Annotated in this window: 26 protein-coding genes; 11 read left to right on the top strand and 15 right to left on the bottom strand. The window is 68.5% G+C overall.

Going from position 1 to position 25770, the window contains the following annotated elements:
- The first annotated feature begins 95 nt into the window (after positions 1 to 95).
- Positions 96 to 332 carry a hypothetical protein gene (locus AB0F51_RS23830; RefSeq protein WP_360283392.1) on the top strand — a complete coding sequence of 79 codons (237 nt, stop codon included), beginning with the start codon at positions 96 to 98 and terminating at the stop codon, positions 330 to 332.
- Between the two features lie 7 nt (positions 333 to 339).
- Here AB0F51_RS23830 and murI read toward each other — a convergent pair whose 3' ends face one another.
- On the bottom strand, positions 340 to 1143 hold the full coding sequence (gene murI, locus AB0F51_RS23825; RefSeq protein ID WP_360283390.1) for a glutamate racemase: 804 nt from the start codon (positions 1141 to 1143) through the stop codon (positions 340 to 342).
- Between the two features lie 153 nt (positions 1144 to 1296).
- On the opposite strand from murI, the gene AB0F51_RS23820 reads away from it, so the two are divergent.
- Positions 1297 to 1686 (top strand): hypothetical protein, encoded by a 390-nt coding sequence (locus AB0F51_RS23820; RefSeq protein WP_360283388.1) that lies wholly within the window; start codon positions 1297 to 1299, stop codon positions 1684 to 1686.
- Between the two features lie 110 nt (positions 1687 to 1796).
- Complete coding sequence (locus AB0F51_RS23815; protein ID WP_360283386.1) at positions 1797 to 4040, top strand: excinuclease ABC subunit UvrA; 2244 nt, start codon at positions 1797 to 1799, stop codon at positions 4038 to 4040.
- A 455-nt stretch (positions 4041 to 4495) separates the two neighbouring features.
- Here the strand turns inward: AB0F51_RS23815 and AB0F51_RS23810 are convergent, their stop codons facing one another.
- From AB0F51_RS23810 to clpS, 7 genes are all read right to left on the bottom strand, one after another.
- Complete coding sequence (locus AB0F51_RS23810; protein WP_360283481.1) at positions 4496 to 5446, bottom strand: cysteine synthase family protein; 951 nt, start codon at positions 5444 to 5446, stop codon at positions 4496 to 4498.
- Positions 5446 to 5724 carry a MoaD/ThiS family protein gene (locus AB0F51_RS23805; RefSeq protein WP_270132520.1) on the bottom strand — a complete coding sequence of 93 codons (279 nt, stop codon included), beginning with the start codon at positions 5722 to 5724 and terminating at the stop codon, positions 5446 to 5448. The genes AB0F51_RS23810 and AB0F51_RS23805 overlap by 1 nt, the downstream gene beginning before the upstream one ends.
- A 1-nt stretch (position 5725) precedes the next feature.
- A complete protein-coding gene (locus AB0F51_RS23800) occupies positions 5726 to 6178 on the bottom strand; it encodes a M67 family metallopeptidase (protein WP_360283384.1) in 453 nt (150 codons plus the stop codon).
- Between the two features lie 64 nt (positions 6179 to 6242).
- On the bottom strand, positions 6243 to 7220 hold the full coding sequence (locus tag AB0F51_RS23795; protein ID WP_360283382.1) for an aldo/keto reductase: 978 nt from the start codon (positions 7218 to 7220) through the stop codon (positions 6243 to 6245).
- A gap of 137 nt (positions 7221 to 7357) precedes the next feature.
- Positions 7358 to 10471, bottom strand: coding sequence for an isoleucine--tRNA ligase (gene ileS / locus AB0F51_RS23790; RefSeq protein ID WP_360283380.1), 3114 nt, complete (start codon positions 10469 to 10471; stop codon positions 7358 to 7360).
- Complete coding sequence (locus tag AB0F51_RS23785) at positions 10468 to 11019, bottom strand: DUF2017 domain-containing protein (RefSeq protein ID WP_360283378.1); 552 nt, start codon at positions 11017 to 11019, stop codon at positions 10468 to 10470. Before AB0F51_RS23785 ends, ileS begins: the two co-directional genes overlap by 4 nt.
- Entirely contained in the window at positions 11016 to 11303 is a 288-nt protein-coding gene (clpS, locus tag AB0F51_RS23780) for an ATP-dependent Clp protease adapter ClpS (RefSeq protein WP_360283376.1), read from the bottom strand. Before clpS ends, AB0F51_RS23785 begins: the two co-directional genes overlap by 4 nt.
- A gap of 49 nt (positions 11304 to 11352) precedes the next feature.
- On the opposite strand from clpS, the gene AB0F51_RS23775 reads away from it, so the two are divergent.
- Positions 11353 to 12687, top strand: coding sequence for a nicotinate phosphoribosyltransferase (locus AB0F51_RS23775; RefSeq protein WP_360283374.1), 1335 nt, complete (start codon positions 11353 to 11355; stop codon positions 12685 to 12687).
- On the top strand, positions 12684 to 13208 hold the full coding sequence (locus AB0F51_RS23770) for a MarR family transcriptional regulator (protein WP_360283372.1): 525 nt from the start codon (positions 12684 to 12686) through the stop codon (positions 13206 to 13208). Before AB0F51_RS23775 ends, AB0F51_RS23770 begins: the two co-directional genes overlap by 4 nt.
- On the opposite strand, the gene AB0F51_RS23765 is transcribed toward AB0F51_RS23770, so the two are convergent.
- Entirely contained in the window at positions 13205 to 14428 is a 1224-nt protein-coding gene (locus AB0F51_RS23765; RefSeq protein ID WP_360283370.1) for a D-arabinono-1,4-lactone oxidase, read from the bottom strand. The two genes, AB0F51_RS23770 and AB0F51_RS23765, sit on opposite strands and share 4 nt — an antisense overlap.
- 67 nt (positions 14429 to 14495) lie before the next feature.
- Here AB0F51_RS23765 and AB0F51_RS23760 point away from each other — a divergent pair, with 67 nt between their 5' ends.
- Together AB0F51_RS23760 and AB0F51_RS23755 are read left to right on the top strand one after the other, a co-directional pair.
- Positions 14496 to 15308 carry an inositol monophosphatase family protein gene (locus AB0F51_RS23760; protein WP_360283368.1) on the top strand — a complete coding sequence of 271 codons (813 nt, stop codon included), beginning with the start codon at positions 14496 to 14498 and terminating at the stop codon, positions 15306 to 15308.
- A gap of 40 nt (positions 15309 to 15348) precedes the next feature.
- Complete coding sequence (locus AB0F51_RS23755) at positions 15349 to 16362, top strand: hypothetical protein (RefSeq protein ID WP_360283366.1); 1014 nt, start codon at positions 15349 to 15351, stop codon at positions 16360 to 16362.
- 53 nt (positions 16363 to 16415) lie between these two features.
- Here AB0F51_RS23755 and AB0F51_RS23750 read toward each other — a convergent pair whose 3' ends face one another.
- From AB0F51_RS23750 to AB0F51_RS23730, 5 genes are all read right to left on the bottom strand, one after another.
- Positions 16416 to 17177, bottom strand: coding sequence for a sulfite exporter TauE/SafE family protein (locus AB0F51_RS23750; RefSeq protein WP_360283364.1), 762 nt, complete (start codon positions 17175 to 17177; stop codon positions 16416 to 16418).
- Positions 17178 to 17476: 299 nt separating this feature from the next.
- Entirely contained in the window at positions 17477 to 18055 is a 579-nt protein-coding gene (locus AB0F51_RS23745; protein WP_360283362.1) for a DUF3105 domain-containing protein, read from the bottom strand.
- A complete protein-coding gene (locus AB0F51_RS23740; protein WP_360283360.1) occupies positions 18052 to 19317 on the bottom strand; it encodes a PqqD family protein in 1266 nt (421 codons plus the stop codon). The genes AB0F51_RS23745 and AB0F51_RS23740 overlap by 4 nt, the downstream gene beginning before the upstream one ends.
- Positions 19314 to 20411, bottom strand: coding sequence for a ThiF family adenylyltransferase (locus AB0F51_RS23735; protein WP_360283358.1), 1098 nt, complete (start codon positions 20409 to 20411; stop codon positions 19314 to 19316). The genes AB0F51_RS23740 and AB0F51_RS23735 overlap by 4 nt, the downstream gene beginning before the upstream one ends.
- A gap of 97 nt (positions 20412 to 20508) precedes the next feature.
- Positions 20509 to 20658 carry a hypothetical protein gene (locus AB0F51_RS23730; RefSeq protein WP_360283356.1) on the bottom strand — a complete coding sequence of 50 codons (150 nt, stop codon included), beginning with the start codon at positions 20656 to 20658 and terminating at the stop codon, positions 20509 to 20511.
- A 360-nt stretch (positions 20659 to 21018) separates the two neighbouring features.
- Between AB0F51_RS23730 and AB0F51_RS23725 the strand changes: the two genes are divergently transcribed.
- From AB0F51_RS23725 to AB0F51_RS23715, 3 genes are all read left to right on the top strand, one after another.
- Positions 21019 to 22548, top strand: coding sequence for a hypothetical protein (locus AB0F51_RS23725; RefSeq protein WP_360283354.1), 1530 nt, complete (start codon positions 21019 to 21021; stop codon positions 22546 to 22548).
- 115 nt (positions 22549 to 22663) lie between these two features.
- Positions 22664 to 23437: an SDR family oxidoreductase gene (locus tag AB0F51_RS23720; protein ID WP_360283352.1), complete on the top strand. Its 774-nt coding sequence runs from the start codon at positions 22664 to 22666 to the stop codon at positions 23435 to 23437.
- 75 nt (positions 23438 to 23512) lie between these two features.
- Positions 23513 to 24091, top strand: coding sequence for a nicotinamidase (locus AB0F51_RS23715; protein WP_360283350.1), 579 nt, complete (start codon positions 23513 to 23515; stop codon positions 24089 to 24091).
- Here AB0F51_RS23715 and AB0F51_RS23710 read toward each other — a convergent pair whose 3' ends face one another.
- Entirely contained in the window at positions 24092 to 24769 is a 678-nt protein-coding gene (locus AB0F51_RS23710; protein ID WP_360283348.1) for a helix-turn-helix domain-containing protein, read from the bottom strand.
- Positions 24770 to 24883: 114 nt separating this feature from the next.
- On the opposite strand from AB0F51_RS23710, the gene AB0F51_RS23705 reads away from it, so the two are divergent.
- The gene (locus AB0F51_RS23705) at positions 24884 to 25741 is read left to right on the top strand and encodes a methyltransferase domain-containing protein (RefSeq protein ID WP_360283346.1); all 858 of its coding nucleotides are present in this window, start codon (positions 24884 to 24886) and stop codon (positions 25739 to 25741) included.
- Positions 25742 to 25770 lie beyond the last annotated feature (29 nt).

Below are 25770 nucleotides of genomic sequence, written 5' to 3'. Positions count from 1 at the left end.
ACTGTATTCGATGGAATAGCGTGACGAAACAGCGGAATCCGCGACTAAAGTCGCAACCACCGTTGTTACGTTCGTGTCAACCGAGAGGAGACACGATGGATGAGGGAATGTACCGGCTGGCGATGGTCGGAGTCGCCTTCCTGGGCATCTGGGAAGGCCTGCTGACGATCATCTTCCGGCTCTTCACCAGCAGACCGCCGAACTGGCTGACCGCGGCAAACCACCTCGACAGCCCGTGGTGCTACGTCGTGGCGGGTGGAGTCATTGCCGTCGCGGTGGTGCTGCTGTCAGCGCTCGACACCGCGCGCAAGAAGGTGCTGGCGAAGGCCTAGGGAAGCCTCAGCGGATCCAGGCGAACTGGTCGACGCCGGAGATGACCGGGCCGAGGAAGCGGGCGCCGATCGCGGCGAACTCGGCCGGGTCGCCGGTGGTGACGAAGCGGTGCTGGGGGGCGGGCAGGTCGCCGGGGCGGAGCAGGCCGCTCTTGGTGAGCACGCTGTAGACGTCCTTGGCGCACTCCTCCGCACTGCTGACAAGGGTGACGTTGTCACCCATCACGTACGAGATCACGCCGGTCAGCAACGGGTAGTGGGTGCAGCCGAGGATGAGCGTGTCCACGTCGGCCTCGATCAGCGGATCGAAGTACTCGTGGGCGGCGGCAAGCAACTCGGGTCCCGACGTCACCCCGGCCTCGACGAAGTCCACGAAACTCGGGCAGGCCTGGGTCAGCAGCTGGATCTGCGGAGCGGCGGCGAATGCGTCCTCGTAGGCCAACGAGGTCGCCGTCGCCTTCGTGCAGATCACGCCGACGCGCTGGTTCCGGGTCGCGGCAACGGCCCGCCGGGCAGCCGGAAGGATCACCTCGACCACCGGTACGTCGTACCGCTCGCGGGCGTCTCTGAGCATCGCGGCACTGGCCGAGTTGCAGGCGATGACGAGCATCTTGACGCCGGCCTCGACCAGGTGGTCCAGGCATTCCAGCGCGTACTCGCGCACCTCGGCGATCGGTTTCGGGCCGTACGGCTGGCGGGCCGTGTCGCCGAGGTACAGGATCGGCTCGTGCGGCAGCTGGTCGAGTACCGACCGCGTCACCGTCAGTCCGCCGAACCCTGAGTCGAAGATCCCGATCGGTGCGTCTGCCACAGTCGGAACTCTAGCTCGCGGCGACCCGAAGACCGGTAACGGGCAGAGCTGAAGTAAGGCTTACCTGAGGTCGCGTCGCGACACGCCGGAGTTATCCACATCTTTACTCTCAGGAATTGCCAACGGACGTGACGCGGGCCACTCTTATCGGATGTGTTTCCAACCGCCCCCAGCGATGCCATGAACCTGGTGGTCCAGATCGCGGTGGCTTTCACCTCCACCGGCGCACCGAATCCGCACCCCACCAACGCCGCGGCGGCAGGCAATGCCGCCGGTCAGGCTGTGGAGACGAACACGTCCAGCACCAGCGCCGACATCGCGTCGACGCTCGGCCCGACCGGGATGCTGGTGCTCCTCGTGTTCGCCGCCTTCGCCGCCTACGTCCTCTCGCTCCGACTGCACCCGAACGCGAAGTGCAACCGCTGCAAGGGCGCCGGCCGGCACAAGGGCTCCATCTTCAGCTACGCCCAGCGTCCGTGCAGCAGCTGCAAGGGCCGGGGCGTCCACCCCAGACTAGGCCGCAAAGTGCTCTTCAAGACCTGACCTCCCCGACCGGTTCGCGCCCTCGCCCAGCGCGCTCCGGTGGCAGTGCAATCCCTGACCAGCCGTGCGGGCACCGTTGACTGTCGGTGCTCGTGGGTACGTTGCGGCCCATGGACACGATCCGGATTGTGAGGGCGCGGGAGCACAACCTGCGCGACGTGTCGCTCGAGCTGCCGAAGCACCGGCTGATCGTGGTCACCGGGGTCTCCGGCTCCGGCAAGTCGTCGCTGGTGTTCGACACCCTGGCGGCGGAGGCGCAGCGGCAGCTGAACGAGACGTTCAGTACGTTCATCCGCAACCGGCTGCCGAAGTACGGGCAGCCCGCGGCCGACGCGATCGAGAACCTGTCGCCCGCGATCGTGGTCGCCCAGCGCCGGATCGGCGGCAACGCCCGCTCCACCGTGGGCACGGTGACCGACCTTCATCCGCTGCTGCGGCTGCTCTTCAGCCGCGCCGGAACGCCGTTCGTCGGCTGGTCCAACCGGTTCTCGTTCAACGACCCGGACGGCATGTGCCCGGTCTGCCAGGGCACCGGGATCAGCGCGGTGCTGGACGAGGACGCGTTCCTCGACCGCGACCGCTCACTGGCCCAGGGCCCGTTCCGGCACCCCAGCTTCCAGCCTGGCCGCTGGTACTGGAAGTACTACGCCAACTCCGGCCTGTTCGACCTCGACCTACCGCTGCGCGAGTACGACGAGCCGGCGTGGCAGACCCTGCGTCGCGGGGCCCGGGCCGACGATCCGCTGTCGGCCACCCCGGACGACTTCGAAGGCGTGATCGACCGGTTCCACCGGCTCTTCCTGCGCAAGGACGTCAGCAAGATGTCGGCGAAGAGCCGGGCCGTGCACGAGCGACTGGTCGCCTCAGGCACTTGCCCGCAGTGTCACGGCGGCCGGCTCAACCCCGAAGCTTTGTCCAGCCGGATCGACGGGCGGAACATCGCCGAGCTCGCCGCCATGCAGGCTGACGAACTGCTCGAGGTGCTGGCCAAGATCGACGTCCCGGAAGCCGCGTCGGTGGTCGCCAGCCTGCGCGAGCGTCTCGGCCACCTGGTCACCATCGGCCTGGGATACCTCAGCCTCGACCGGCCCACGACGACGTTGTCAGGCGGCGAGTCGCAGCGGATCAAGATGGTTCGGCACCTCGGCAGCAGCCTCGGCGACATGCTCTACATCTTCGACGAGCCGACGGCCGGGTTGCACCCGAGTGACGTCCTGCGGTTCAACCTGTTGCTGCGCAAGCTGCAGGAGAAGGGCAACACGGTGCTCGTCGTCGAGCACGACCGGGACGTGATCGAGATCGCCGACCACGTCGTCGACGTCGGTCCGGGCGCCGGCCCCGCCGGTGGCCGGATCACCTACCAGGGACCGGTCGCCGGTCTGCGCAAGGCCGACACCCCGACCGGTCAGAGCATGGACCGTCCGCTCGCGCTGAACCGCGCGCCCCGGACGGCGACCGGCGTACTGCGGGTCGAAAACGCCACCGCGCACAACCTGCGCAACGTCACGGTCGAGTTCCCGACCGGCGTGTTCACCGTCGTCAGCGGTGTGGCCGGCTCGGGCAAGAGCAGCCTGGTGAACGACGAGCTCCGCCGCCGATACCCCGAGGTGGTGGCGATCGACCAGAGTCAGCTGTCCGGCAACAGCCGCTCGACGCCGGCGACGTACACCGGACTGATGGACGAGATCCGTGCGCTCTTCGCGGCGGCGAACGGGGTGAGTTCGTCGCTGTTCAGCGCGAACTCCGACGGTGCCTGCCCGAACTGCCGCGGTCTCGGGTTCGTCACCACCGAACTGGCCTTCATGGACGACCTCCGGTCGGTGTGCGAAGTGTGCAACGGGCGGCGGTACACGAGGGAAGTCCTCGAGTACGAGCTCGACGGACGGACGATCGCCGACGTTCTGGAGCTGACGGTCGGCGAGGCCGCCGGGGTGTTCGGCAACGAGCAGATCGAGCGGGTGCTCACCTCACTGCAGGACGTCGGCCTGGGCTACCTCAAGCTCGGGCAGCCGCTGAACACGTTGTCCGGCGGCGAGGCGCAACGGGTCAAGCTGGCCACCGAGCTGCGCACCGCGGCCGGCATCTACCTGATGGACGAGCCGACGACCGGGTTGCACATGTCCGACGTCGACCAGTTGCTGGGCATCATCGGCCGGCTGGTCGACGGCGGCAGCACGGTGATCGCCATCGAGCACAACCTCGACGTGATCGCCGCCGCCGACTGGATCGTGGACGTCGGTCCCGGGCCCGGACACCACGGCGGCCGAATCCTCTTCGAAGGCACCCCGAAAGCAATGCTCGACCACCCAAACTCGGCAACCGCCGACCACCTCCGCGCCGCCGTGAGCCGCTGACAGGTCGAGCGGGGTGCCGTCCTGGTCGCACAGGCGGGCCTGCAACAGCTCGCCCTGCTCGTCGAACGGGTAGACGTTGGTGATCGTCCTGCCGTCCAGCATCAGTCCGTTCGACACGGCGTAGCTGCTGTTACGGCATCGCCAGATCCTGGCGCCGGTGGCCCGCGCGCCCGCGGTTGAACCGCGCGACGCAGGAGCGCAGAACACCGGGTGGGTGGGAGCGCTCGAACGAGCCCGCGACGCAGGAGCGGGCATCGGAGAGCGCGCGGGGGACAACCCCAAACACCCGCCTCAGCACCACATCAGCCACCACCGTGGTCAACCCGCGCGACGCAGGAGCGCAAAACACCGGGTGGGCGGGAGCACTCGAACGAGCCCGCGACGCAGGAGCGGGCGTCGGAGAGCGCGGGGGGGGGGGGGAACCACCTCGGCGCGACGCCCACCCGACCGGACCCTCAGGCCCAGAGTTGGCCTTCGAGGCGTTCTTCGGCTTCTTCGACCGTGCCTTCGTAGGCGCCGGTGGAGAGGTACTTCCAGCCGCCGTCGGCGACGACGAAGGCGATGTCGGCCGACTGACCGTCGCGCACGCACTTGGCCGCCTGCCCGAGTGCGGCGTGCAGGATCGCACCGGTCGAGATGCCGGCGAAGATGCCTTCGTTGTCGAGTAGTTCGCGGACCCGGCGTACCGCATCACGCGGGCCGACCGAGAAACGCGCGTCGATCAGCGTCGCGTCGTACAGCTCGGGGACGAAGCCCTCGTCGAGGTTGCGCAGGCCGTAGACCAGTTCGCCGTACCGCGGCTCGGCGGCGACGATCCGTACTTCGGGTTTGTGCTCGCGGAAGAAGCGGCCGGCCCCCATCAGCGTGCCGGTGGTGCCGAGCCCAGCCACGAAATGCGTCACCGACGGCAGGTCGGTGAGGATCTCGCGGGCCGTGCCGTCGTAGTGCGCGGCCGCGTTCGACGGGTTGCCGTACTGGTAGAGCATCACCCAGTCCGGGTGCTCCTCGGCGACCTGCTTGGCCACCCGGACGGCCTCGTTCGAACCGCCCGCGGCCGGCGAGGAGATGATCTCGACCCCCCACATCCGCAGGATCTGCCGGCGCTCCTCGGAGGTGTTCTCCGGCATCACACAGACCATCCGGTACCCGCGCAGCTTGGCCGCCATCGCCAGCGAGATCCCGGTGTTGCCCGACGTCGGCTCGAGGATGGTGTTGCCCGGCCGGAGCCGGCCGTCCTTCTCGGCGTCCAGCAGCATCCGCAGCGCGGCCCGGTCCTTGATCGACCCGGTCGGGTTGTGGTCCTCCAGCTTGGCCCACAACCGCACGTCACCCGACGGCGAGAGCTTCGGCAGGCCGACCAGCGGCGTACCGCCGACCGAGTCGAGCAGGGAGTCGAAACGCATGATCAGCCGCCGGCCACCGCGGGCAGTACGACGACGACGTCGCCGTCCTTGACCCCGGTCTGCAGGCCGCCGGTGAACCGGACGTCCTCGTCGTTGACGTAGACGTTGACGAACCGGCGCAGCTCCTCCGGCTCCCCCTCCACGATCCGCTCCTTCAGGCCCGGGTGGGTGCCGTTCACGTTGTCGATGAACTCGGCCAGCGTGCTGCCGTCCCCGTTCACCGCCTTCTCGCCCCCGGTGTAGGTGCGCAAGATGGTCGGGACGCGAAGCTCGATCGCCATGTCAGTTGTCTCCTTGATTGCTGTAGTCCGCCACGACCTTGACCTCTTCCTCGGTGACCGCGCCGTCGATGATCCGGTACGACCGGAACTCCACCGGCCCGTCGTACGACGGCGAGTCGGCGCCGTCGCGGGTGGAGACCAGCACGTAGTGCGCGCCGGGCTCGGAGGCCAGGTTGATGTCGGTGCGGGAGGGGTAGGCCTCGGTGGCCGTGTGCGAGTGGTAGATCACCACCGGTTCCTCGTCGCGCTCGTCCATCTCCTTGTAGAGCCGGAACAGGTCGCCCGAGTCGAACTCGTAGAACGTCGGCGACATCGCCGCGTTCAGCATCGGGATGAACCGCTCCGGCCGGTCGGAGCCGGCCGGCCCGGCCACCACGCCACACGCCTCGTCCGGATGGTCCCGCCGGGCATGCGCCACGATCGCGTCGTACGTCTCCGAGTCGATGATGAGCACGCCACCACGATACGGAGGACACCGCCGACCCCCTGCCAACCAGGGAGTCGGTCCAGTATGTGGACTACCAGCGGTCGTGGACCTGGGGGCGGATGAGCTCGTCGTACACGGTCTGGACGACCTTCAGTTCGCCGGTGGTGAGGGGGCGGAGGGTGGCGGCGGCGATGTTGCCGGCTACCTGCTCGGGGTTGCGGGCGCCCGGGATGACAACGGTGACGCCCGGCTGGTCGAGGATCCAGCGGAGGGCGAACTGGGCCATCGTGGCGCCCTCCGGGACCAGCGGGATGAGTCGCTTGACTGCTTCCAGGCCGGTGGCGAAGTCGACGCCGGAGAAGGTCTCGCCGACGTCGAAGGACTCGCCCTTGCGGTTGTAGTTGCGGTGGTCGTCCGCGCCGAAGGTGGTGTTCTCGTCGTACTTGCCGGAGAGCAGGCCGCTGGCCAGCGGGACCCGGGCGATGATTCCGACGCCGGCTCGCTCGGCCGCCGGCAGCACCTCGTCGAGCGGCTTGAGCCGGAACGCGTTCAGGATGATCTGCACGGACGCCACGTTCGGCCGCGCGATCGCGGTGAGCGCCTCGGCGCAGGTCTCCACACTCACCCCGTACGCCGCGATGCGGCCCTCCGCCACCATCGTGTCGAGCCCGTCGAAGACGGCGTCGCTGGAGTAGACCGGGGTCGGCGGACAGTGCAGCTGGACCAGGTCGATCGTGTCGACGCCGAGATTCTGGCGGGAGCGGTCGTTCCAGGCGCGGAAGGCGTCCAGGGTGTAGTTCTCCGGCACCTGCTCGACCCGCCGGCCCATCTTGGTGGCGACGGTCAGCTCCGGGTGCTCCTTGAGCACCTGCCCGACGAGCCGCTCACTCCGCCCATCGCCGTACACGTCCGCGGTGTCGATGAACGTGACACCACCCTCGACGGCAGCCCGCAGTACGCCGATTGCGTCGCTCTCGTCGACCTCACCCCAGTCGGCCCCGAGCTGCCAGGCACCAAGCCCGACCACACCAACATCCCGCCCAGTACGCCCCAACGTCCGCTTTTCCATACAACCCACCCTATGCGCCGTCGCTCGCCCGGCTGCGCCGGGCGAGCGACGGGAAAAGCGAGACACCGCCAGGTCGATCCGAGGGCCGGCCCCGCCGAACTCGTCGCCTCCGGCGACATCGAGCGTGCCGGGGCCGGTCAGGCCTTCGCCAACACGACGGCGAGGGTGGGGCCTTCGGTGAGAGTCAGGTTGGTGGTGAGGGTTTCTGTCAGGAGCGTTTCGTGGTGTTCCTCGATGGCCGTGAGGGTGGTGGGGTCGGCGGTCAGGTGGAGGTGGATTTGGTCGGTGATGTCGAGGCCGGCGTCTCGGCGGGACTGCTGGACCGCGCGGATCACGTCGCGGGCGATGCCCTCGCGCTCCAGTTCCGGGGTGAGCTCGAGGTCCAGTACTACGAAACCGCCGCCGGTCAGCAGCCCACTTGCCCGCGGGCCGGCGTCATCGACCTCCGCCAGCACCGTTTCCAGCGTGTACTCCCCCTCCCGCAACTCGATGCCACCGGCAACAACCGAGCCGTCGGCGGAGACCGACCAGTCGCCGGACTTCGACGCCTTGATCACCGCCTGTACGTCGCGTCCGAGTCGCGGGCCGGCCGCTCGTGCGTTGACGGTCAGTTTCTGCGAGACCGGTGCGTCCACCTCGTCGACCTCGGCCAGCACCACCTCCCGCACGTTGACCTCAGCCCGAAGGATCGGCACCAACTGCTCCAGCGACGACGCGTCGGCCGTCGCGACCGTCATCGTGCGCAGCGGCTGACGCCCGCGGATCCCCTCTGCCTTCCGAACCGCCGAGGCGACCGAACAGATCTCCCGCACGCGCTCCATCCGCGCCACCAACGCATCATCCGCGGGCAGGTCATCCACAGCCGGCCAGTCGGTCAGATGCACCGAACGCCCACCGGTCAACCCACGCCAGATCTCCTCCGCCGTCAACGGCAGCAGCGGTGCGACCGTCCGAGTCACCACCTCGAGCGCGGTGTAGAGCGTGTTCAACGCATCCTGGAAAGTCGCGCCCTTGTCGTCCCAGAACCGTTCCCGCGACCGCCGGATGTACCAGTTCGTCAGCACCTCCAGGTAGCTGACGACGGACTCGCACGCCGACGCAACGTCGTACCGGTCGAGCCGCTCGCCCACCTCACCGACGAAAACCCGCAACCTGGCCAGCAGGTAGCGATCGAGCTCCACCTCGGAGCTGACCGACCAGGTCGCCGAGGCGCCGGCCGCGTTGGCGTAGAGGCCGAAGAAGTACCAGGCGTTCCAGAGCGGGATCATCACCTGCCGCACTCCGTCGCGGATGCCCTGCTCGGTGACGACCAGGTTGCCGCCGCGCAGGATCGGGCTCGACATCAGGAACCAGCGCATCGCGTCCGCGCCGTCGCGGTCGAACACCTCGCGGACATCGGGATAGTTCCGCAGCGACTTGCTCATCTTCTGCCCGTCGCTGCCCAGCACGATCCCGTGCGACAGGCACGACGAGAACGCCGGCCGGTCGAACAACGCCGTCGCCAGCACGTGCATGGTGTAGAACCAGCCACGCGTCTGCCCGATGTACTCGACGATGAAGTCGCCCGGGAAGTGGTGCTCGAACCACTCGCTGTTCTCGAACGGGTAGTGCACCTGCGCGAAACTCATCGATCCCGAGTCGAACCACACGTCCAGCACGTCGGGAACCCGCCGCATCACCGACTTCCCGGTCGGATCGTCCGGGTTCGGCCGGGTCAGCCGGTCGATGAACGGCCGGTGCAGATCCGGTACGGCGATGCCGAAGTCGCGCTCCAGCTCCTCGACCGAGCCATACACGTCGATCCGCGGGTACGCCGGGTCGTCCGAGCGCCAGACCGGGATCGGCGACCCCCAGAACCGGTTCCGGCTGATCGACCAGTCCCGCGCGTTCTCCAGCCACTTGCCGAACTGGCCGTACTTGATGTGCTCCGGCACCCAGGTGATCTGCTCGTTCAGCTCGACCATCCGGTCCCGGATCCGGGTCACCTCGACGAACCAGCTCGACACCGCCTTGTAGATCAGCGGATTGCGGCACCGCCAGCAATGCGGGTAGCTGTGCACATAGCTGTCCTCGCGAACCAGGGCTCCGGCCGCGGCGAGGTCGCGGATGATGGCCCGGTTCGCGTCGAACACGTGCTGCCCGGCGTACGGCGGAACCACACCGGTGAAGCGAGCACCTTCGTCGACGGTCAGCAGGGTCGGGATGCCGACCGCGTCGCAGGCGAGCTGGTCCTCCTCGCCGTACGCCGGAGCCATGTGGACGACTCCGGTGCCGTCGTCGGTGGTCACATGCTCGGCGGCGATGACCTGGAAGGCATTCTCGGTGCCCCACCGGTCGACGTCGGTGAAGAAATCGAAGAGCGGCGTGTACCGCAGCCCGATCAGCTCGGCACCCTTCAACCGCCGGATGACGTCCTCATACCCGTACGCCGCCAGTCGCGCCTCGGCCAGGATCGTCGGCCGGCCCTCTGCGTCGTTGACGACGACGTAATCGATGTCGGGGGCAACGGCCATCGCCAGGTTGCTCGGCAGCGTCCAGGGTGTGGTCGTCCAGGCCAGCAGGCGCTCGCCGGTCTCCAGGGTCACCGCGACGGTGACCGATGGGTCCTGCCGCGGTTGGTAGACGTCGTCGTCCATCCGCAGCTCGTGGTTCGAGAGCGGTGTCTCGTCGTTCCAGCAGTACGGCAGGACGCGCAGGCCTTCGTAGACGAGCCCCTTGTCGTACAAGGTCTTGAACGCCCAGATGACGGATTCCATGTAGTCGCGGTTGAGCGTCTTGTAGTCGTTGCCGAAGTCGACCCAGCGCGCCTGCCGGGTGACGTAGGCCTGCCACTCGTCGGTGTACTTGAGCACCGACGACCGGCACACCTCGTTGAACTTCTCGATGCCCAGCTCGACGATCTCCGCCTTGGTCTTCAGCCCGAGCACCCGCTGAGCCTCCAGCTCGGCCGGCAACCCGTGCGTGTCCCACCCGAACCGCCGCTCGACCCGCCGCCCGCGCATCGTCTGGTACCGCGGCACGACGTCCTTCACGTACCCGGTCAGCAGATGCCCGTAGTGCGGCAACCCGTTGGCAAACGGCGGCCCGTCGTAGAAGACGAACTCGTTCTCCCCGTCCACCCCAGCAGCCCGGCCCTCCACCGAAGCCAGAAACGTCCCGTCCGCCTCCCAGTACTCGAGCACCCGCTTCTCGAGCGCCGGAAACTCGGGACCAGCGCTCAACCGGTCTCCCCCGGTCTTCGGATACGTCATCTGATGTTGTGCAGCAAAGCGGACTGGAGGTAGCCGAGCCAGTCGTAGAGGTCGTAGGTGAGGCGGCGGGGGTCGTCGTCGGGGAGCTTCTCCCAGACCGCGTAGTCGTCCTCTTCCTTGATGTCCAGCCGGGTGCCGATCGCCAGTCGCAGGTCGTTCAGTGCGCGCAGCCAGGCGAGCTGGTCGTCACCCTCGAGCGGGATCCCGTCCTCCGGCGACGCCTCCAGAGCCGCCAGCACCCGCTTGGCGTCCGACGCCTTGCTGTCCCGCAGCCCGCGCTCGGTGAACCGCCGGAACTCGGCAGCCGCCTGGTCGTCGGAGTTGTACGCATCCGGCAGCAGCCGCTGCAGTACTACGTCCTCCGGCGGCGAGGTCGGCCCGTCGTTGTCCAGCAACGCGGCCAGCGGGTCGCTCGACTCGGCGGCGCGTGGCGGCATCCCGTCGTACAGGAGTTCGACCAGGTTGCGGAGCAGGTTCGCCAGGATGTCCGCCTCGTGCGCGGCGAAGCTGACGATCACGGTCTTCTTGCGCTTACGGAACTTCGTCACGACTTCTCACAGGTGGCCCACAGGCCGTAGGAGTGCATGGCTTCGACATCGCGTTCCATCGCCTCGCGGTTACCGTTCGAGACGACCGACTTGCCTTCTTGGTGCACCTGCATCATCAGCTTCTCCGCCTTGGCCTTGGAGTAGCCGAAATAGGTCTGGAAGACGAACGTGACGTAGTCCATCAGGTTCACCGGATCGTTCCAGACGATCGTCACCCACGGTGGGCTCAACTCGATCGCCTCGTCGATTTCGGGGCTGGCGAGTTCGCTCGGTGCGGTGGTCACGTAGCCATTCTCTCCATCATCAGTTCTCGACTCGCAATAGGCTGCTCTTGTGAACGCTACGACAGCGCTGCTGACCGACCACTACGAGCTGACCATGCTGCAGGCCAGTCTGGCCGACGGTACGGCGCATCGGCGCTCGGTTTTCGAGCTGTTCGCCCGGCGGTTGCCCGACGGGCGCCGGTACGGCGTGGTCGCGGGCGTGAACCGGCTCCTGGACGCGCTGGAGCAGTTCCGTTTCGACGAGCAGACGATCGACTTCCTGGCCGAGCGGCGCATCGTCGACGCCGCGACCCGCGACTGGCTCGCGGAGTACCGGTTCAGCGGTGACATCTCCGGGTACGCCGACGGGGAGATCTTCTTCCCGGGCTCGCCGGTCCTGGTGGTGGAGTCGAGCTTCGCCGAGGCGGTGCTGCTGGAAACCGTGTTCCTGTCGATCCTGAACCACGACTCGGCGGTCGCCTCGGCGGCCTCCCGGATGACCTGGTGGGCCGGTGGCCGGCCGTGTATCGAGATGGGCTCGCGGCGGACCCACGAGGAGGCCGCGGTCGCGTCCGCGCTGGCGGCGTACATCGCGGGGTTCGCCACCACCTCCAACCTGGAGGCGGCCCGCCGGTTCGGCATCCCGAGCGCCGGTACGGCGGCCCACTCGTTCACCCTGCTGCACGACACCGAGCGGGACGCGTTCGTCTCCCAGGTGGATGCCTTGGGCAAGGGAACGACGCTGCTGGTGGACACCTACGACCTGACCGAGGCGGTGAAGACGGCGATCGAGGTGGCCGGTACCGACCTGGGCGCGGTCCGGCTCGACTCCGGTGACCTGCCGTCGCTGGCCGGGCAGGTCCGCGAGCAGCTGGACGCGCTGGGCGCCACCAAGACCCGGATCATCGTCACCAGCGACCTCGACGAGTACCAGATCGCCGCGCTCGCGCCGGCCGCCGTCGACGGGTACGGCGTGGGCACCTCGCTGGTGACCGGCAGCGGCTACCCGACCTGCGGTTTCGTCTACAAGCTGGTCGCCCGCGAGGACGACGACGGCAAGCTGGTGCCGGTCGCGAAGAACAGCCCGGACAAGATCTCGATCGGCGGCCGCAAGTACGCGCTGCGGCGTCGTTCGGCGGCCGGTGTCGCCGAGGTGGAGCTGATCGGCGTCGGCGAGAAGGCGGTGGACGACGGTGACGACCGCGAACTGCTGAAGCCGCTGGTAGAGGCAGGCAAGATCGTCGGCCGGACCACGCCGGCCGAGTCGCAGGCGCACCACCTCAAGGTCCGCGACGAACTCCCCCGCAGCGCCAGCCAACTCAGCCGCGGCGAGCCCGCCATCCCCACCGAGTACATCGGCGCCCTGAACACCCGCAACCCCTTCGCCCCCCGGAGCGCAATATGAGCACTCCGGAACCCGACGTGGCCTCGGAGCGCGGCGCGAGTGCGCCGGAGCCCCGGCCGTTGCGGTGGGATCCCGAAGCACCGGCGAGTCCGGCCGACATTTTGATCGCGCTGCGTTTTGCCGATCGGGCGGCGCGGAAGGCGGTGGGTGACGAGCTGGCCGGTACTGGCGTCCACACCGGTCAGGAGCTGGTCCTCGCCAAGCTGCTCCACCTCGGCGCGCTGCCAGTGGCGCAGCTAGCGAAGGTCCTCGACGTAGAGGTCCCCACAGCCACCCGCACCACCCAGCGGATGGAAGCAGCGGGCCTGGTCCGCCGGCTCAAGAACGACACCGACGCCCGCAAGGTCAGCATCGAGCTGACCGAACACGGCACCGAGCTCGCCCGCACCGTCCAGCAACTCCACGCCCAAGCAGGCGAACGCGCCCTCCGAGGCGTCAGCGCCGAAGACCGCCGCCTCCTCCGCAACCTCCTCTGGTCCCTCACCAAGAACATCGAAGATGTTCCCTGCGCGGGCCACTAAGGCAGGCAGGTGTCCAGATAGTCGTTCCGGAACTTGCCGGCAGGGTCGTACTTCGCCGCCAGAGCAATGAATTCCGGCACCTTCGGGTAGCACTCGCGCAGCGTCGCCGCGTCGACGGTGAAGACCTTGCCCCAGTGCGGCCGGGCCCCCAGCGGCAGCAGGACCTCCTCGATCGCCTCGACGACCGGCCGGACCGCTTCCTCGTCCCGGATCCAGGTGAAGTGCAGGGCGACCGTGTCGCGACCTTGGCTCGGGCTCAGCCAGAGGTCGTCGGCGGCAATCGTGCGGACCTCGGAGATCTGGATCACCGGCGCCATCCGGTCGCCGAGCGCCTTGAGCTCCTCGAAGGCCTGCGCCGCGACCGCCCGCGGCACGAAGTACTCCGACTGCAGCTCCTCGCCGTTGCTCGGCGTGAACTCCAGCCGGAAGTGCGGCAGCCGCTCGTTCCACGGCCCCGGAACCCCACCCTGCTGAGTCGCGAAGTCGGCCGGCATCGACTTGATCGGATGCCGGGCACCATCGGCGACGCGCGCACCCAGCCAGGACGGCTCGTACGGCGTACCGGCGCGCAGTTTGCGCCAGATCATCACGTCCGGGTCGACCCAGTCGGTGAACGCGCTCACGCTGTACGCACTCGCGAAGACCTCCTCGAAGTCCGAACCGAGCCGGTCGACCGGCAGTCCGTCGTACACGACCTGGCTGATCTGGAACGACGGCCGGGTGTCGAGCTCGAGGCTGACCGTGACGCCCAGCGCGCCGAGGGAGACGACCGAGCCGGCGAAATCCGGGTCGTCGCGAGTCAGCGTGACGAGTTCGCCGTCGGCGTTGACGAAGGTGATGCCCGAGACCGCGGAGGCGAGCGTGCCGTTGGCGTCGCCCGATCCGTGGGTCCCGGTCGAGCAGGCGCCCGCGACGGAGATGTGCGGCAGCGACCCGAGGTTGTGCAGGGCCCGCCCCTCAGCCTGCAGCGCGGCCGTCACTTCGCCGTACCGCAGCCCGGCGGAGACCGTGACGGTCTCCTCACCGACGGTGACCACGCGAGGCAGGTTGGCGACCGACACCAGCGTCCCGGTCGTGTCCGCGATCCGGTTGAACGAGTGCCCGCTGCCCAGCACCCGAACGTGCTCGGAGGATCGCACCAGCTCCTGCAGCTCCGGCACCGACTCCGGCGTGTGCGGCTCCGCCGAGAAAGTGATGTTCCCCGCCCAGTTCGTTGCCATCTCACGCCTTCCGCTCGGCTGGTAGTCCTGCAGAAGCCTTCCACATCAGTCGGCTACGTTGATGCGCATGTCCACAGACGCTGACCTGATCGCCCATTCCCAGCAGCTGTCCGCCACCGCCGCCGAGGCGGCCCGCCTCGTCGCCGACGATCTGCGGGCCGCGTTCCGGGCCGGTATGGACGTCGAGTTCAAGCGCGACAAGCACGACCCGGTGACGGTCCACGACCGCCGCGCCGAGGAGGCCATCTCCGCGCTGCTGACCAAGAACTTCCCCGGCAGCAGCATCGTCGGTGAGGAGGACGGCGCCCACGAAGGCTCCGGCGAGGTCACCTGGTACGTCGACCCGATCGACGGGACGGCGAACTTCGCCCGCGGACTCGCCTTCTTCTGTACGTCGATCGGCGCGGTACTCGACGGACGGGTCGTCGCCGGCGCTGTTCTCGACCCGATGACCGGCCACCTCTTCACGGCCGACCTGTCCGGTGCCTGGCTCAACGGCGAGCCACTCCGTTCCGGAGGCAGCAAGCAAGAGGCCGAAGCCATGTTGCTCACCAGCTACCCGGCAGCCCGCGACCTGGCCGGCGACCAGGAGGCCGCCTTGGCATCCTTCGCCGGCCTCGTCACGTCGTACGGGACTGTCCGTCGGCCGGGCAGTGCCGCGCTGAGCATCTCGCACGTGGCAGCGGGCTGGTCCGACGCGACGGTCGGTACTTCGATCAGTGCGTGGGACGTGTGCGCCGCCCAGCTGATCGTGCAGCAAGCAGGGGGTCACTACCTGCCGTTCGGCGGCTCGGGCTGGGACCAGCCCCACTTCGCTGCCTACACAGCCGATCTGGAGCCGGCCACGCTCACCCGTTTCGTCGGTGACCTCCAGCAGTAGCTACTGTCGGGCGTTCACCGAACGTCGAGAGGAATGCATCTTGCGCTCCACCACCTTCACCCGTCGCCGCATGGTCACCGCCTTCGGGCTGGCCGGCGTACTGGCCACCGGATCCGCGATCGTTGTCGCGATCAACGGATCGGACAGCTCGCAGGCCGCCACGCAGAGCACGCAGGCCGCGCAGGCGGTCACCGCGGCGCGGGCGATCAGTTGCAGCACCGCGACCGGCAGCAAGCCCTTCTACGACGGGCCGTCCGCGTCGAAGGTGTATGACGCCCGCTTCAGCAGCAGCGCGGCCGTGCCGTACCTCGGCACCCACACGCCGCAGGGCGCCGGCACCTGGTGGAACTGGGACGGCAAGAAGGACCTGATCCTCGTCACCGCCTACCGCAAGGGCGCGAACTCCCTGATCATCGGGATCGACCCGGCGACCAACAAGGCGGTCGGCGCGGTCGCGATCGCCCCCACGCACGCCGGCGGGATCACCACCAGCAACGGCTGGGCGTTCGTGCAGGGTGGCACCAACACCATCCGCAAGTACAAGCTGTCCACGCTGCGGACCGCGATGAAGGCTCCCAAGACGCCGAAGATCAACCCGGTCGGCCCCGACCGCAAGGTCTACGGCGCATCCTTCCTGACCAGCTACGGCGGCTACCTGTGGTCCGGCAAGTTCAACGAGAACGGCCGCGACAAGATGTACCAGTACAAGATCAACAGCAACGGCAGCCTGACCACGATCAACAAGGCGTGGGAGGTCCCGACCAAGACCCAGGGCCTGATGGTCACCGGCAGCCACTTCGTCTTCAGCACGTCGTACGGCCGTGACAAGCGCAGCAACCTGTACGTCGTCCGCCGCGGCCAGCCCGATCTGGACAAGGCGACCCTGCGCTGCTTCCGGGCACCGAGCATGTCCGAGGGCATCACCGAGTACGGCGGCCGCGCGTACCTGCTCTTCGAGTCGGGCTCACACCTCTACCGCAGCGACCCGAAGACCCTGAACGTGATCCCCCGCTTGCACAAGGCAACAATCTCCTCACTCACCAAGCTGGCCTGACCCGCCGAAACTCCAGTGCCCCCACCCGTCCTGGGTGGGGGCACTGTTTTCTGTCAGAACATGGTGATGGCGGCGACGAGGCCGGCCAGGACTACCAGGATTCGGAGCAACGTGGGTGGGAGGATGCGGCCGAGGTGGGAGCCGGTGTAGCCGCCGATGACGGAGCCGGCAGCGAGGAGGCCGACGGCGGTGTAGTCGAGGTCGGCGACGAAGACGAAGATCAGGCCGGCCACGACGTTGGCCGCCAGCAGGGCCAGGGTTTTCAACGCGTTGACGATGCGGAGATCCAGGTCCAGGCCGAGGCTGAGGACGGCCATCATCATCACGCCCGCGCCGGCGCCGAAGTACCCGCCGTAAACGCCGGTCAAGCCGGCGAAGATGGTGGTTGCGGGCGACAACGTAGTACGGGGGTGGGTGTCGTCCGGGTGTCTGCGGGAGCGTAGCCAGCGGGAGATCCACGGCTGGGCGCCGACCAGCAAACAGGTGAAGAGGATCAGCCAGGGCACGATCGACTCGAAGACACTCGACGGCAAGGCCAGGAGCAGTACGGCGCCGCCGACCGAGCCGATCGCGGCCGTCAGGACGAGGACCCAGGTCACGCCCGGTTGCCCGCGCAGCTCGCGCCGGTAGCCGAGCGATCCGCCGAGGCTGGCGGGGATCAGCCCCAGGGTGTTCGACGCGTTGGCGACCACCGGCGGGATGCCGAGCGCGATCAGCACCGGGAAGCTGAGCAGCGAGGCCACTCCGACCGTCGAGGTAAGCAGGCCCGCTCCGAGGCCCGCGGCCACCAGCGCGACCTGCTCCCACCCCGTCACGGATGCCCGTGAGGCGGCGTGGCTTCGCTCCGGTCCATGCCACAGAGCTTATGGACGCAGGCACTGGGTGTACCTTCGGGGGTAACCCCCGGGGACCAGGAGTTCCGCGGCGCACCAGGCTCCGCAGAGCTCAGGCAGCCCACGCGACACCCTCACCCGGGAGCACCTCATGGCGAAGAACAAGGGCGGACGCGAAGTCCGCAAACCCAAGCAACCGAAAACCCCGAAGGCCAACGCCGGCGACAGCACCATCATCCCGCCGACCAAGCAGGGCCGCCGCTAACCCCTCGCGAGGAGTACTAGCGCTGTGGTGGCAGGCAGTCGGTTGCGCCGTTGCGCCACTGGTGGTTGTAGCGGCCCGGCACCTTCGTCACGAAGGCGACGATCGCCGCCTCGTCGAGTGAGTCGAGGCGCTGTGAGCGCTGCCAGCCGCTGAGCGCGATGCCGTGCCCGAGCTTCGGGTACGGCGCCACCACCACGTCGCGCGGATACTGCCGACCGAGCCGCTCGAGTTCGTCGACCACCTCGGCCGGTACGTCGGGGGCGTACTGCAGCAACACGTGTCCGTGTTCGAGCACGTGCACCTGCAACTCCTCCGCGATCGGCTCGCGATACAGCCCCGGGGGCACCACGCGGGCCGAGTGCGGCCCGGAGGTCGGGGGCAGCGAGCGATACGGCTCGTGCGGCGCACCGTCGTACGGGATGTGGCGTTTGCCCTCGAACGGCTGGGGTGTGCCGGGGACCTGGTCGCAGGCCAGCGCCGGCTTGTCGGTGAACGATCCGAGCAGCACTCCGAACGCGAGACCCGACATGGTCAGCACACTCAGCCCGGTGACGATCACGCTCACCAGCACCCCCACCCGCCGCGCGGCCTTCATGCCGCCGCCCGGCGGGCGCGGAGCCGGTTGCGCACAGCAATGATCAGGGGTGCGGTCAGGTTCACGAGCGCGAAGCAGACCAGCAAGATGCCCTCCCACCAGTAGAAGCTGAGCGGCGGGGCGCCGACCATCACGCCCGACGCCCAGCCGAGCGTCACCTTGGCGGCCGGCAGGACGAAGTTGAGGACGAACCAGGCCATCCAGACGATGCCGGCCACATAGAGCAGCCGGTACCAGCGGGCCACCCGCAGATCCTTGGCGTCGGCGTTGCGCAGGATCGCCTGCTCCTGCGGGCTGAGCTTGCGGATCCGCTTCTTCAGGCTCAGCCGGGTCACCTGGTGCAGGTTCTTGCAGCCGGTCGCGGTGGCCATCACCAGATACATGTCGGTGCGCAGGTAGGCCATCGTCTGGAAGGCGAGCTTGCCGACCTGGCTGAGCACCAGCATCGCAAGGAAGCGGACCATGGTCGGGTCGAGGTCGATCCAACCGCGCGACCAGGCGAACCGCGGTGCGACGGCGACGAACAGCACGACCGAATCGAAGGCCATCCCGGCGAGGAACGGGCTGTAGCGCTTGCCGGGCGGCAACGCCCACAGGCCGCTCAGATCGGTCTCCAGCACGGTGAAGATGCCCCGCCGTTCGAGCCGCAGCTGCGACCGGACGCCGGCCGCCGCGCCGGCGAACGCGTGCCAGATCTCGTGCACGACGGCCAGGCCCATCACCACGACGTTGGTGATCAGCAGGCTGAGCACGATGTCGGTCACCACGAAGGCGTCCTCGTAGCTGGGCAGCAGCGAGTGGTCGGCGACGAACATCACCAGCGTGGCGACCAGGCAACCCACGTAGAACGTCCAGGCGGCCTTGCCGAACAGGGGTTTGACCACCCAGGGCGGGATCTTCGACACCACCCAGTACTTGACCTTCTTCTTGCCCCGGCCCGCCTGGTCGTCGGCCTCCTCCGCCGGCTCCCCCGGAGTCTCCCCCGCCGCTTCGCGTTCGTCGAGCAGCCCAGCCTCGACCAGCATCTCGACGAAGTCGACCACGTCGACCGGTTCGCCGAGCTCCTCCTCGAGAATGCTCGCGACCTCCGCGACGGTGTGGCCGGCGGCAAGCAACTCGATCAGCCGCGCACCGGCCTCCGGTACGACGACGAATCGCCCGGTGTCCGGGTTGCCGAGCACGAACTCGTCCTCGTCCTCCTTGCGGACCAGCAGATGCCCGACACTGGGCCGGCTGGTCGCGTCGAGGGAGGCGATCGTCATCGGCCCACCCAGCCGCAGGTCTCGCACTTCTCGCCGGTCTTCGGGGTGACCACGTAGTGGTAGGTCAGGTCGGTCAGGCTCAGGTGGAACATCCGGCCGGCCGTGCTGGTGGGGATCCCGCCCAGGTGGTAGACGGCTTCCATCGCGGCCATGTGCCCGGTGAGGTTCGCGGTCGGCGCGATCACGGCATGCCCGTCGAAGGGGAACAAGTCCTCGGGCTCCTGGCCGTACTGGTCCCGGATGAAGTCGGTCATGCTGACCAGACACGCCTGGCAACAAGTGGTCCCGGGAATGAAGAGGCCGATGACGGCCATCGGACCGGCGTACTGGGCGAGCATCCACGGGGTGCCGGTGCGGAGTGCGGCCTCGTTGGTCCACTGGCGGATGAGCTTCTGCGGCTGGTCGGCGCAGAGGACGAGCAAGTCGTGATCGTGCATCAGATCGGCAACGTCGTCGGTGTTGAAGACGCGCTTCTCCTCGCCGGTGACAGTGCCGTGGGAGTTCATCCGGCTGAGCCGCTCCACGGCGACGGGCACCTTCGGCTTGCCGAGGTCGTCCTCGGTGTAGAGCAGCTGGCGGGTGAGGTTGCCTTCTTCAATGACATCGAAGTCGACGCAGTGCACGGTACCGACGCCGGCTGCGACCAGTGACGAGGCAACGGCGGACCCAGTCCCACCGAGGCCCAGTACTACGACGCTGCTGGCCTTCAAACGAGCCTGTACGTCGTACCGGCTGGCGCGTGGGGTCAGGTCCACCCACGCGTAGTACGTCGTCGCCCGGTCGTAGCGCTCGATCTCGGCCGGGCTCAAGGTGTCCGGGACCGGTCCGGCGGCGTCCTCGACGTATCCCGCGTCGATCAGCGCCTGGATCGACTCGGCCACCTCCACCGCGCTCAACTCGGGCCGGTCGGCGACCAGGGCCGCGACGATCTCGTCCCCGGTCCGGGTGCCGTCCATCAGGCCGAGCAACTGCCAGCGGTCGCCGTCCGGGTCGTCGATCTCGGCGCCGATGCCCAGCTGCCGGCCGCCGATGTTGATCAGCGTCGGCGTCAGCCGGACGGGTTTGTGGATGCCCTTGATCCGTGGCCGCAACATCGCTACCCCTTCCTCCCCTGAAACCGTCGCCGCGAGCCGGTTTCCGGCCGGCGGACCGGGGCGCGGTCACCCGCGCCCCGGCTGAGAACCTGGTCGGCTAGCCGCAGGTGGCGTCCCGGCAGCCGCCACCGCCGCCGCCCGGGTCGGTGATGATCAGGGTGGTCTCGAGGTTCTCCAGCTTGCGAACGAGGAGTTTCCTCGGTTCGCGAGCCACTTCGACCTTCTGCTCCATGACTTCCTCCAGCATCGGATTGTCAGCCGTTGCGGCGGCACCGCAACGCGATCATTAGAGCACCGGGAACTACCAATTCCAATACGCTCGGGACGCTGTCTTTCAGTGTATTTTTCCAGCCTTTTCTCTCTCCGCGACCGAGCCCGGAACCCTGCTCACACAGGGGAAACCGTCAATGGGTAATCACCACCCAGATTCATGCCGACGGCCCCCATGAAAGCTCATCCGTGCGCCCAGAAATGGCCGGAAAACAATCGACCGTCCATTTGAAATCACCGTTTGCGGGCCGGTCGTTCCGGCCCCCTGCCCGCGGACTGACCCCGGGCTCGCGGGATGCTGTTGCGCGCACAAGCCGATCGAACGGGAGCTACGCCGATGACGAACGACTGGGCCGACTACCGCCAGAACCGCGAACTGGCCGAACTGCGCGACCAGATGGCCTCCGTCACGTCCGAAGCGTCGAGCTTGCGGTTCCGGCTGTCGCAGGTCCAGGGCAGCATGGAGACGCGGCTGGGCCAGCTCACCACCGCCTTCAACGCCTTCGTCGAACTGTCCGACATCCGCTTCGACCTGATCGGCTTCGCCGACGCCGCCGAGGTACGCCGCCGCGCCGGGCAGGTGCTGGCCGCGCTGGCGTCCGGCGAGCACCCGCCGGCCGCGGGAAGCGACGTACCGGCGTACTGGTTGTGGCCGGCGGTCGAGGCGATTCGTGGTCTGGCCGCCGATCGCGGCGTGGATGAGGCCATGCTGGCCGAGGCGATGAAGCGCGACGAGCGGCGGTCCTCGATCTTCCTCTGTCTCGCGCTCGCTGCGCTGGGCCGGCGGAACGAGGTTCGCCAGCAGTGGCTGGACACCGCCTTCGGCCAACTGGCTGCCGACGGCACGGTCACCCGGGCGCAGCGGGCGCTGTGGACCACCGCTGCCCGCGGCGGATTCGGGCTCGAGGGGCAGAACTCGATCGTCGCGCGACTGAAGGTGCCGAGCACCGCTGCGACCCAGCTCTGGGCCGGCCACGTCATGACCCGCGCCGACAAGGTCAAGGTCACCGGCCCGGCGTACCGGGAGATCGCCGGGGCCACCAGGGCCCGGGCTGACCTGAGCCAGCTCCGGACCGCGGTCGAGACCATCACGGGCGACACCAGCGTGCTCGAGCCCGACCGCGAGCTCGCCTACGCGGCCAGTGAGAAGCCCGACCCGGACAGCACTTCCGCAGTACTGCGGCTGTTGATCTCCGAAGGCAGTGAGCCCGAGCAGGCCTCGCTCGCCCGGGTCGCCGAGCTCCGGCGCCAGATCGTCGAGGGCGCTCAGACCGACGACGGTGCGATCGACGACTCGGCCGGGACGGTCGACGCGTTACTGCAAGCGGATCTCGCCAACGCCGACGAGCCGCACCTCGCGGCGACCGCGTTGCGCGTGGTCGCGACCGGCGTGGCGGCCGACGCGGAGACACTGGCCCAGGCGGCGAGCATGCCCACCCCGCCGCGGGTGAGCCAGGAGATCGAGTGGCGGACGGTCGATCTCCTGCCGGACGGTCCGGACCGTCAGTCCCTGGCCGCCGCCGAAGGCGCAATCGGGTCGAGTGTGCAGCCACTGTCCGCCGGCGACGTCAAGGGACCGATCGCGGCGGTTGTCGCCGGAGTCCTCGTGGCGGTCGGGCTGGGATTGACGCATCCGTTCTGGATCATCATCGGCATCTTGATCGTCGCCGTCGCCGGCTACAGCTACTGGACGGCCTACAAGAAGCGGGAGACCGAGCTGTCCGACGCGGCCCACCGGATCAGGCGGCTGCGGGACGAGGCCGGCGAGGCCGCCGCCCAGTTCGCGGCGTACAAGTCCGAGGACCGCGACCGGGCCGCCGAGATCGCCACCGACCTCCAGGAAATCAAGAAGCGCCTCGAAGCCTGACCCCAACTGCTGCCCTCACGGTGGCGAAGCAACCGGTTGTGATCGGTAAATTAGTCGGCTAAGTTATTTGCTTAGTCGGCTAACTGAGTCGGCGTGAGCGCGAGGAGAACACGCTGTGGAGCTGGGACTGCAGGGCAAACGAGTACTGGTCACCGGAGCCTCGTCCGGGATCGGGCGGGAGGCCGCGCTGGCGTTCGCCCGGGAGGGCGCGCGGGTGGCGATCACCTACAACTCACGCAAGGACGCCGCCGACCAGGTAGCGGCGGAGATCACGGCGGCGGGCAGCGAGGCGTTCGTCGTACCGATGGATCTGTCGGCGCCGGAGTCGATCGCGGATGCCGTCGGGCAAACGGTCGGGCGGTTCGGTGGACTCGACGTACTGGTCGGCAACGCCGTGTTCTGGGGCGAGGGCTTCCACGACCGGCCGACCCGGATCGAGGACGCCAAGCAGGAGCAGTGGCTGCCGATCCTGCGCGCCAATCTGGAAGGCAACTTCCACCTGGTCCAGCAGGCCGCGCCGGCGCTGCGCAACTCCGACCAGGGCCGCGTCGTGCTGGTTTCCACGGACCTGGCCGAGCGTGGCATGACCGGATCCTGGGCCTACGGGTCAGCCAAAGCGGGGCTGCACGGGCTGACGGCAAGCCTGCAGCACGACCTCGGCCAGGACGGCGTACTGGTCAACATCGTGATGCCGGGCATCACGCTCGAGAACGGCGTCCACCGGATGATCCCGGGCGAGTTGCTGACCCAGCTCAGGGATCGGTTCACCGCCGATTTCCCCGAGGCCGCGGACGTCGCCGCGAGCATCGTCTACCTCTGCTCGGCCCGGACCACCGCCACCCAGGCGGAGATCGTCCGGGTGAACGGCGGCACCGCGCGGGTCGCCTGAAAGCACGCGAACTTCACCGCTGACGACGGCCAGGGCTTGTACCGTGGGGTCAAGGACACCCAGAAGGAGTGTGTGATGACCCGGGCGCTGATCGTGGTCGATGTGCAGAACGACTTCTGCGAAGGGGGCAGCCTGGCCGTCAGCGGTGGGGCCGACGTGGCCTTCCGGATCGGTGAACTGCTGCACCGGTGGCACGAGGCCGAGCCGGCGGACAAGCACTACACGTACGTCGTGGCGACCCGCGACCACCACGTCGACCCCGGTGACCACTTCTCCGACACGCCCGACTTCGTGAACTCCTGGCCGCGGCACTGCGTGGCCGGCACCGACGGCGTCGGCTTCCACCCGAACCTCGACCCGCAACCCTTCGACGCGATCTTCGACAAGGGCGAGTACGCCGCGGCGTACTCCGGGTTCGAGGGCAAGTGCCACGAGAACGGCATGCCACTGGCCGACTGGCTGCGCGAGAAGGGCGTCACCCAGGTCGACGTCTGCGGTATCGCGACCGACTACTGCGTCCGCGCGACCGCCCTCGACGCCCACCGCGAAGGGTTCACCACGACGGTGCTGACCGGGCTCACCGCAGGCGTCGCCCCGACCAGCACTGAGCAAACCCTGGTCGACCTGCGGTCGGCGGGCGTCGCTCTGACCTGATCAGCTCATCCGCTCCTGCACGGCAGGGACGAACGGGCTCCAGAGGAACCACCCCGGCAGCATCCGGAGCAGCCGGGGTGACCCAGCGAGTACGACGGCGCCGTCCCTACGCGCCTGATCCAGGGTGGTGATGCCGGAGAAGACGCGCATCAGGTCCACCGGCTGGGTGGTGACCACGACATCGCAGTCGAAGCCCGGATGCGTGGTGCACACCGAGGCCTCCTCCCGATCCAGGACCAGCCAGATCCGGGTCGGATCGTCGCCCCGGTAGTCGAACTCGAGCGTGACCCGCTCGGCGGGGAGCTCGTCGTGATCGACCCGCCGGGACATCCACCAGGTCAGCGTGATCGGATCGACCTCGCGTGGCTGCGGCTCGGAGAACATCCAGCGCACCGCCCACTCCCCGATCGCCATGATGACGCCTTCGAGGTCCCGACCGGCCGGCGTGAGCTGGTACTCGTGCCCGCGAGCGACCGGGACGCGCTCCAGCACGCCCTTGCGTTCCAGGTGGTGCAGACGCTGCTTGAGCAACGTGCGGGAGATCCCCGGCAGTCCCCGGTCGATGTCGTTGAACCGCCGGCTGCCCAGCACCAGCTCGCGAACGATCAGCGGCGTCCACCGATCGGCCAGCACCTCGCTCGCCAGCGCCACCGGGCAGTACTGGCCGTAGTCTCGCACGCCCTCAGTGTGCGCCCGGTCCAGGATTTGTACCAGCACGGTCCAGAACCTGTACTGGTCGCGGGTCGCCCGCTGGTGGTCCGCTGGAACCCTCATCACACCGAGGGGGAACCCATGACCACCACTTTCGATCCGATCGCGTTCAAGCAGACGACCCGCGCCCAGTGGGAGGAGGCCGCCGAGGCGTGGCACCGCTGGGGTCCCACTATCGAGGACTGGCTGGGCGAGGCGACCGACGCCATGCTCCGCGCGGCCGGGATCGGCAAGGACGACCGCGTGCTCGACGTCGCCGCCGGAGCCGGCGGACAGACCCTCGCCGCCGCGCGACTCGCCGGCCCCGGCGGCAAGGTGCTGGCCACCGACATCTCCCCCGCCATCCTCCGGTACGCCGCCCGCGCCGCGACCGACGCCGGGATCGAGACCGTCGAGACCCTGGAGGCCGACGGCGAGAACCTCTCCGCGCTCCCCGGAGGCGGGTACGACGCAGCGATCTCCCGGGTCGGCCTGATCTACTTCCCCGACCAGCAGGCGGCCCTCACGGGGATCCGCCGGGCCTTGCGGCCGGGCGGGAAGTTCTCCGCGGTCGTCTACTCGACGCCGGAGCGCAACGGCTTCTTCGCCATCCCGGTCGGCATCATCCGCCGCCGGGCGGAACTGCCGCCCCCGCTTCCTGGTCAGCCCGGGCCGTTCAGCCTCGGCGGACCAGGGGTCGCGGAGAAGGCGTTCACAGCTGCGGGCTTCCGCGACGTCACGGTGACGACCGTTCCGTCGCCGGTCCGGCTGCGCAGTGCCGCGGAGTGCGTCCAGTTCGAGCGGGACTCGTTCGGCGCGCTGCACCAGATGCTGTCCAAGCTGGACGACGACGCCAAGGCAGCCGCCTGGCAGGAGATCACCGAGCAACTCGCCCAGTTCGAAGGTCCGGACGGGTTCGCCGGACCGTGCGAGATGTTGGTTGTCACCGGCACCCACTGAACTGCTGAACAAGCTCCCCGCCTGGGCGG

Source organism: Kribbella sp. NPDC023855, assembly GCF_040639475.1.
GTDB lineage: Bacteria > Actinomycetota > Actinomycetes > Propionibacteriales > Kribbellaceae > Kribbella.
This window is presented reverse-complemented; position numbering and strand designations above follow the sequence as displayed.

Excerpts from the sequence above, each read along its gene's own strand:
- AB0F51_RS23830 (WP_360283392.1), top strand. The coding sequence starts at position 96 with ATGGATGAGGGAATGTACCGGCTGGCGATGGTCGGAGTCGCCTTCCTG.
- AB0F51_RS23815 (WP_360283386.1), top strand. The coding sequence starts at position 1,797 with ATGGACACGATCCGGATTGTGAGGGCGCGGGAGCACAACCTGCGCGAC.
- AB0F51_RS23805 (WP_270132520.1), bottom strand. The coding sequence starts at position 5,724 with ATGGCGATCGAGCTTCGCGTCCCGACCATCTTGCGCACCTACACCGGG.
- AB0F51_RS23795 (WP_360283382.1), bottom strand. The coding sequence starts at position 7,220 with ATGGAAAAGCGGACGTTGGGGCGTACTGGGCGGGATGTTGGTGTGGTC.
- ileS (WP_360283380.1), bottom strand. The coding sequence starts at position 10,471 with ATGACGTATCCGAAGACCGGGGGAGACCGGTTGAGCGCTGGTCCCGAG.
- AB0F51_RS23770 (WP_360283372.1), top strand. The coding sequence starts at position 12,684 with ATGAGCACTCCGGAACCCGACGTGGCCTCGGAGCGCGGCGCGAGTGCG.
- AB0F51_RS23765 (WP_360283370.1), bottom strand. The coding sequence starts at position 14,428 with ATGGCAACGAACTGGGCGGGGAACATCACTTTCTCGGCGGAGCCGCAC.
- AB0F51_RS23760 (WP_360283368.1), top strand. The coding sequence starts at position 14,496 with ATGTCCACAGACGCTGACCTGATCGCCCATTCCCAGCAGCTGTCCGCC.
- AB0F51_RS23745 (WP_360283362.1), bottom strand. The coding sequence starts at position 18,055 with ATGAAGGCCGCGCGGCGGGTGGGGGTGCTGGTGAGCGTGATCGTCACC.
- AB0F51_RS23740 (WP_360283360.1), bottom strand. The coding sequence starts at position 19,317 with ATGACGATCGCCTCCCTCGACGCGACCAGCCGGCCCAGTGTCGGGCAT.
- AB0F51_RS23735 (WP_360283358.1), bottom strand. The coding sequence starts at position 20,411 with ATGTTGCGGCCACGGATCAAGGGCATCCACAAACCCGTCCGGCTGACG.
- AB0F51_RS23730 (WP_360283356.1), bottom strand. The coding sequence starts at position 20,658 with ATGCTGGAGGAAGTCATGGAGCAGAAGGTCGAAGTGGCTCGCGAACCG.
- AB0F51_RS23725 (WP_360283354.1), top strand. The coding sequence starts at position 21,019 with ATGACGAACGACTGGGCCGACTACCGCCAGAACCGCGAACTGGCCGAA.
- AB0F51_RS23715 (WP_360283350.1), top strand. The coding sequence starts at position 23,513 with ATGACCCGGGCGCTGATCGTGGTCGATGTGCAGAACGACTTCTGCGAA.
- AB0F51_RS23705 (WP_360283346.1), top strand. The coding sequence starts at position 24,884 with ATGACCACCACTTTCGATCCGATCGCGTTCAAGCAGACGACCCGCGCC.